The organism is Nostoc sp. UHCC 0251, from assembly GCF_034932245.1.
In the GTDB taxonomy this organism is placed as follows: domain Bacteria; phylum Cyanobacteriota; class Cyanobacteriia; order Cyanobacteriales; family Nostocaceae; genus Nostoc.
Genome location: NZ_JAYGHD010000290.1, coordinates 59,598 through 66,026, shown reverse-complemented (window position 1 = coordinate 66,026; position 6,429 = coordinate 59,598). Strand labels below are relative to the sequence as shown.

Here is a 6,429-nt window from a genome sequence, read left to right as displayed (position 1 = left end):
CGTCACAGCTTTAGTCTTGCGACGACCAGAATTAATACAGCCTAATGAGCGTGAAATCATCGCTCAACTACAAACAGCCCATTCTGATTTGAAGTCAGTTATTGAACTAGCTCAACAGTTTGCATCTGTTGTACGTCAACGTCTACCTGAGCAGCTCGATGCTTGGTTAAACACAGCTAAAAACAGCTCTGTTTCTTTGTTGCGCTCCTTTGCTGTTAGTTTGGAGTCTGACTACGATGCTGTGAAAGCAGGTGTAACTATGTCAGTCAGCAATGGCCCCGTTGAAGGACATATTAATCGACTGAAAATGTTAAAGCGGCAGATGTATGGTCGCGCCAAAATAGATTTACTGGAGCGACGGTTTTTGTTGGCTATTTGAGGAGAAAATTTTGGCAATTTACACTTGATTATATGAGTTATAGAAATCAGTTTATCTGGCAAAGGGCGGTTCAACTTGCTATCAATTGTTATAAATTTACCCGCCTATTTCCTCAATCAGAATTGTATGGTTTAACCAGCCAAATCCGACGTTCTTCTGTATCTGTAGCATCCAATATAGCTGAAGGCTATGGAAGGCGCTCAAAGTCAGAATACATACAGTTTTTACATATTGCATTAGGCTCTTTGAGAGAACTTGATACCCAATTAATCATTGCTAAAGAAGTAGATTTAGCTGACAAAAACCTTTTCACTCCCCTATTGAATGAGGTCGAGGAAATGCAAAGTATATTAGTTGCTAGCTTAAACAAACTCAAAGCTTGAACTTACTACTTATTCCTTTCTTTCTTCCGACTTCTGCCTTCTGCCCTCTGCCTTCTGCCTTCCCCAACCAAGATCACCAAAAGTTGCCAAGAACCAACATATAGTTCAAAGCTATAAATGGAGTTCAAAAAACTCAAAACTTAATTACAGCAAGGAACATGGTCAAATAGTTCATTTGTACCGTCCCGCGATGAGAGAGAAATAAAAATTCAGATTTCAGGCGATCGCTTTATCACTCAATTTTTGGCGAAACATATTTTTGAACCATATTGTAGACATTTTGAATCATATTTTGACCGAAAGTTTAAAATTTTCGACTAAATTAGTGTGTCTTGCTCGGCATTTTTTACCAAGTCTAAAAATAAAACTTTTGGTCGTATTATGGTTCACATTTAAAACACGCGGACATAATTTGATTCATAAAGTTAAGTTATTGATTGGCTCAAAAGCTTGAAATTACGTTAACTTTTGGTCACGTTATGGTTCAAAATTTGGTCATGCAGGGGGTAAAATCACACTTAGGCAAAAACCTTCGTAGTATTTGGGATTTAACTGTACTACCCGACTAAAATCTTCTATCGCGCCGTTGAAGTTGCCTTGCTCAAGCTTTTGCACACCCTGGTTATAGTATTCCTGATAATTCATCTGTTGAATGCGCGTTTGTGGTGACTGTGCAGCTAGGACAGCAACAGGTATTCCACTCAGTACGCTAGTTGTTATTCCCAGGATGGCAACAGAAGAGTGAATGTAGTTCATAGCTTGATTTTCTCCGTGTAAAACATATCAAGACAGACGCACGGGATTGTTCTCGACTAGATCCATCCTAAGCAGTTTAAAGCTTCAAACCCAGCTAAGGAGAGACCGCTTTCACTCCTATACCACCCGTGTTCTTAATTGCTCGTTGTGTGTCGTGGATCTGGGTCTTCGGGCTGGTATCTTAATGAGCGGGCAAGTGCCTAACCCAAAATACTTTGTAATAGCAACCAAACATTTAGCCCAACGATGACAATAGCAACTCCCCAGGATAAAGATTTGAGCCATAAGGGATTTACAAACTCACCCATTAAGCGACGGTTACTTGTAAACATCACCAAAGGAATCACTGCAAACGGTAACTGCAAACTGAGGATAACTTGACTTAGAACTATGAGGCGGCTTGTGCTATGTTCCCCAAAGATAATAATTGTAATCAACGCTGGAATGATGGCAAGCAGACGGGTAACTAAACGCCGTAACCAGGACGGGAGGCGAAATTGTAAAAAGCCTTCCATGACAATCTGCCCAGCCAGGGTTGCAGTCAATGTTGAACTTTGACCGGAAGCAAGTAAGGCAATGCCAAAAATAGCACTAGCAGCACTAACACCTAACAATGGTGAAAGCAGTTTGTAAGCATCTTGAATTTCTGCCACATTCTGATTCCCAGAAAAATGAAATGTTGCAGCAGACACAATTAAAATCGCTGAGTTGATAAACAGTGCTAATGACAAAGCAAAAGTTGAATCAATTGTGCCAAACTTAATTGCTTCCCATCTTTTTTCAGTAGTAGGTTGCCAATCACGGGTTTGCACAATAGATGAGTGTAAATATAAATTGTGAGGCATCACTGTTGCCCCTAAAATGCCAATAGCAATGTAGAGCATTTCTGGGTTACTTAAAATCTCTGGTTTGGGCAGATATCCAAACATTATCCCGCCCATATCAGGTCGGGAGAACAGAATTTCTGCTGTGAAACAAAAGCCTACAGTTGTTATCAACATTATTACCAAGGCTTCTGTATAGCGAAAGCCTTTACTTTGCAGGAATAGCAATACCAAGACATCCAGCGCAGTGATGCACACACCCCATAGCAAGGGAATACCGAATAAAAGTTGCAGGGCGATCGCACTTCCCAGTAGTTCCGCCAAGTCACAAGCGGCGATCGCAATCTCACACAGTATCCACAAACAAAAGCTTACCCTTTTGCCGAAATAGTCCCGACAAGCCTGCGCCAAATCTCGCCCCGTAGCAACTCCCAAACGTACACATAGCGATTGCAGTAATATCGCCATCAGGTTCGACAGCAGAATGACTGTCAACAAGGTGTAGCCAAACTTAGCTCCCCCAGCGATGTCTGTTGCCCAGTTTCCAGGGTCTATATATCCCACTGAAACCAGATATCCTGGCCCTGCATAAGCAAGCATTTTACGCCAAAAGCTTTTACTGTTGGGAACTCTGATGCTGCGGTGAACCTCTGGTAGGCTGGGTTTGTTTTCTGGGATAGTCATTTACTTTGCCATAAAATATTCTCATATTCTTTTCATAATGTCAGAAAATGTAGAATAAACATTAACCATTAGGCAAATAGAGTAGAGATGTTACAATACCTTAGTAGATTGTCAGTACTCCCTACATTACCGCCATTGTCGGCATTGGTATAACGATGGGATTGCTAATACAGCACCGACGAAAGCCACAAGCCAGGGTAAATTAGAAGCTTCAACGCTTGACACTACGCCGTATTAATATTCCTAAAATACCCGGTCCTAAGAATACAGCACTAGCGATCGCCGGAATATTCCACTCTTGTTTAGTCGTGCTAGTTGCAGTTTTTTCTGACTGGGCTAATTCTTGGGATGGAGGAGATGGTGTATTCACACCAGATGCAACCGTAACCTCATATTTCATCTGAAATGGCTGGAAATTGCCCTCGGTTTTAGGCGTACAGCTTAACTCCAGTTGATAAATTCCAGTCTTGGAAAAGACAATTATGAGCCTGAACAATTGCTTGAGCGATCGCTAACCCAAATCCAGATCACTCAGTACGATGCGAGCGATCGCTTCTTCTGTCAAGGGTAAGTCAACGATGAAGGTGCTACCTTTACCAACTTGGCTTTGCAACTGTATACTACCTCTATGAGCCTGAACAATTGCTTGAGCGATCGCCAATCCCAATCCAGATCCACCAGTACGACGCGAGCGATCGCTATTCACTCGATAAAAACGGTCAAAAATTCGCTTTTGCTCGTGCGATGCAATGCCAATACCTGTATCTTGAACTTCAATTACAGCATGACCGTTGCTGCATTTAAGGATAACAGTTACATAACCACCAGCAGGGGTGTATTGAATAGCATTGGCAATTAGATTAGAAAGCACACGTAACAGTTGATCTTCATCTCCCATTACGTATAAAAGCTCTTGGGATAACACCAAAGATGTTAGCTGCAAAGAAGCCGCAGCCGCTAACGCTGAAAATTCTTCTATCAGGTCATTAATCAAAATATTTAGACAGCAATGTATCTTTTGTGTCGCCAGCGTTTGCTGTTCCAATCGAGACAGCAACAGCATATCCTGAACTAGTTCAGCTAGTCGATGATTCTGACGTTGAATAGATGCCAAAATATCTCGCGCCTCCTCCGGCAGATACTCCATATCAAATAAAGTTTCTACCGTTGCATTAATCGCTGCTAGAGGAGTACGCAACTCATGAGAGGCATCAGACGTAAACTGTTGCATTTGTTTATACGACCTGTCAATCGGTCGCATTGCTAACCCTGCCAACCACCAACTAGAACCGCCAACTAACAGTACAGTAATTGGCAATCCCACGGCCAAAATTAATTTTAAAGCAGCGAGACGACTATCAAGATCATTTAGATTGCGCCCTACCTGAATATAGCCCCAAACCTGATTATCTTGAGTGTGCAACAGTAGAGACTTTTGACTGTAACGATTGCCTTGTAAGTCTTTGACTGTTTGCCACACTTGGGTTTGCACAGTCGGTGGCAATTCATCAGCTTGGAAACCTGCTACCGCAATTAACCGTCCTGAACCATCGACAAAACGGATGTAATATTGCTTATCTTTGTATACAGGACTAAAAATGCCGTGTTCATAACGGGTACTTTTACCGTGGCTCAGGATCTTTTGGGTAGGACAACTGGATGGGGCTAAACAAATATTTGGTAAAACCTGCTGGAAAACTGGCTCTGTAATACCAGCTTGTTTCAAAGTCGGTTCAATTACATCATGTAGTGTACCCGCTACCGATTCCAGTTCCCGGTTGATAGAAACCACATAAGCATCAATGATTACCTCATAAATCACGAAACCGCATAAGGATAGAATCAGAGCCATAACTACCGCATACCAGGTAGCCAATTGCCAGCGAGTCTTACGAAATAGTCGAATCTGCATTGCCAGGATTGAAACGATAGCCCATACTAGGGATAGTTTCGATTAAGCCATCACAACCATATTCCGATAATTTGCGTCGCAAAAGTCGGATTTGAGCTGCTACTACATTACTAACGCGTTCTGCACTAAATGCATACAGATGATTCAAAATTTGGTCGCGAGTAATAACTGTATTAGGACGTTTCATCAAGTATTCTAATAATTGAAATTCTTTTTTTGTTAAATAAATTACCTTATTTTCACCATTAGGATACTGCCGCGAAACTGTACAATTACCGCAGTCTAGGATAAGGCCACCAACTTGCAATTGTAAAGGCTGGAACTGGGGCGTAAGCGTTGCACCTCCAAAGGAAGCTCGCCTTTGCAAAGCCCGCAACCGTGCCAGTAGTTCTGCCATGCCAAACGGCTTGATCAGATAGTCATCAGCCCCTGCGTCTAGTCCAGCTACCTTATCTGCCATGCTATCTTTAGCGGTTAGCATCAGCACAGGCAAAGTATTGCCCCGAACCCGTAAACGCTTGCACAGTTCTAAACCTGACATTCCCGGTAACAACCAATCAACAATTGCCAGTGTATATTGAGTCCAATCATGTTCTAGATAAATCCAGGCTTCATTTCCATTCAAAACCCAGTCAACAATATATCTTTCTTTACTCAACTTTCGCTGAATTGATGCACCCAGATCCGGCTCATCTTCAACTAGCAAAACTTTCATAATTAGCAGATGTATTTTAGCAATTTGTTCATTAAATTACACGCAATTGAGCAATACCAATTGGTAACTCTAGATTCATACCAGCGAGAATGGTAGATATCTTGTAGAACTTATCACCAGTAGTCACTGCTGTTTTTTTAACATTATTCATTTCTACGATGATGATAGTTCCAGGAGTGATTGATTCGGCAAACTCTAATGTAGCTTTTTTGCCTTGAATAGAAACTTTTGCAGCAAATTTTTTACCGGATTGCTCGGACACCTCAATATTCTCTCTGAGAACAATGTTAGCTGGAGCTTCGATAATTAGCTGAGAAATAGCCTTGCTTTGTTGTGGAACTCCTATTTTTAAGGTATATCTCATAATCCTCGCGTGGCGAATACCCTGAGGAAATTCTACTAAACTAATAACGTGAGGAAAGTTACTAGATTGTGGCGTAGGATTTGCAGAAGTAGCTGGAACTAAAACTGCCATAGTCAAGGCGAAAATAGCAGTATATGTTAGTAGTTTATTCATTATCACTCCTATAATTACTTCACTATGTTCATCAATCATCAGAATTATCTTCGGTAAATGAAGCTACCTATTAAGAGGTTAACAAAGTGAGATGAAATTTGGATGAAATTTTAGCCATTACCAAGATGAGTAATGAGTAATATTGTAATCGTTGAGAATTCTTGCCTAAGTATCTATAATTCAAGATGCCAAACAAAGGTAAATACAGCAAAATAGATTAATTTCTTGATCAGCTTCCTCATTTAATAGGTAAATCAAA

At 41.1% G+C, this 6,429-nt stretch carries 7 protein-coding genes and 1 pseudogene; 2 read left to right on the top strand and 6 right to left on the bottom strand.

Going from position 1 to position 6,429, the window contains the following annotated elements; translation table 11 throughout:
- Both VB740_RS20110 and VB740_RS20105 read left to right on the top strand, forming a co-directional pair.
- On the top strand, nt 1–379 hold a 379-nt coding region (locus VB740_RS20110), incomplete at its 5' end, for a transposase (RefSeq protein WP_323201687.1).
- A 32-nt stretch (nt 380–411) separates the two neighbouring features.
- Nucleotides 412–762, top strand: a complete 351-nt coding sequence (locus tag VB740_RS20105) for a four helix bundle protein (protein WP_323201686.1) — start codon at nt 412–414, stop codon at nt 760–762.
- 519 nt (nt 763–1,281) lie between these two features.
- Here the strand turns inward: VB740_RS20105 and VB740_RS20100 are convergent.
- The 6 genes and pseudogenes from VB740_RS20100 to VB740_RS20075 form a co-directional block, all read right to left on the bottom strand.
- Nucleotides 1,282–1,518: pseudogene (locus tag VB740_RS20100) on the bottom strand (hypothetical protein); the annotation flags it as partial.
- A gap of 200 nt (nt 1,519–1,718) precedes the next feature.
- The gene (locus VB740_RS20095; protein ID WP_323201685.1) at nt 1,719–3,026 is read right to left on the bottom strand and encodes an Nramp family divalent metal transporter; all 1,308 of its coding nucleotides are present in this window, start codon (nt 3,024–3,026) and stop codon (nt 1,719–1,721) included.
- Between the two features lie 211 nt (nt 3,027–3,237).
- Nucleotides 3,238–3,426, bottom strand: coding sequence for a hypothetical protein (locus VB740_RS20090; RefSeq protein ID WP_323201684.1), 189 nt, complete (start codon nt 3,424–3,426; stop codon nt 3,238–3,240).
- Nucleotides 3,427–3,537: 111 nt separating this feature from the next.
- Complete coding sequence (rppB, locus tag VB740_RS20085) at nt 3,538–4,938, bottom strand: two-component system sensor histidine kinase RppB (protein ID WP_323201683.1); 1,401 nt, start codon at nt 4,936–4,938, stop codon at nt 3,538–3,540.
- A complete protein-coding gene (gene rppA, locus VB740_RS20080) occupies nt 4,916–5,653 on the bottom strand; it encodes a two-component system response regulator RppA (RefSeq protein WP_323201682.1) in 738 nt (245 codons plus the stop codon). The genes rppB and rppA overlap by 23 nt, the downstream gene beginning before the upstream one ends.
- A 31-nt stretch (nt 5,654–5,684) precedes the next feature.
- Nucleotides 5,685–6,170 carry a DUF2808 domain-containing protein gene (locus VB740_RS20075; protein WP_323201681.1) on the bottom strand — a complete coding sequence of 162 codons (486 nt, stop codon included), beginning with the start codon at nt 6,168–6,170 and terminating at the stop codon, nt 5,685–5,687.
- Nucleotides 6,171–6,429: the final 259 nt, after the last annotated feature.

What these genes read in the sequence shown, in the direction of transcription:
- VB740_RS20075 (WP_323201681.1), bottom strand. Translation starts at nt 6,170, where the DNA reads ATGAATAAACTACTAACATATACTGCTATTTTCGCCTTGACTATGGCA.
- VB740_RS20105 (WP_323201686.1), top strand. Translation starts at nt 412, where the DNA reads ATGAGTTATAGAAATCAGTTTATCTGGCAAAGGGCGGTTCAACTTGCT.
- rppB (WP_323201683.1), bottom strand. Translation starts at nt 4,938, where the DNA reads ATGCAGATTCGACTATTTCGTAAGACTCGCTGGCAATTGGCTACCTGG.
- rppA (WP_323201682.1), bottom strand. Translation starts at nt 5,653, where the DNA reads ATGAAAGTTTTGCTAGTTGAAGATGAGCCGGATCTGGGTGCATCAATT.
- VB740_RS20095 (WP_323201685.1), bottom strand. Translation starts at nt 3,026, where the DNA reads ATGACTATCCCAGAAAACAAACCCAGCCTACCAGAGGTTCACCGCAGC.
- VB740_RS20090 (WP_323201684.1), bottom strand. Translation starts at nt 3,426, where the DNA reads ATGAAATATGAGGTTACGGTTGCATCTGGTGTGAATACACCATCTCCT.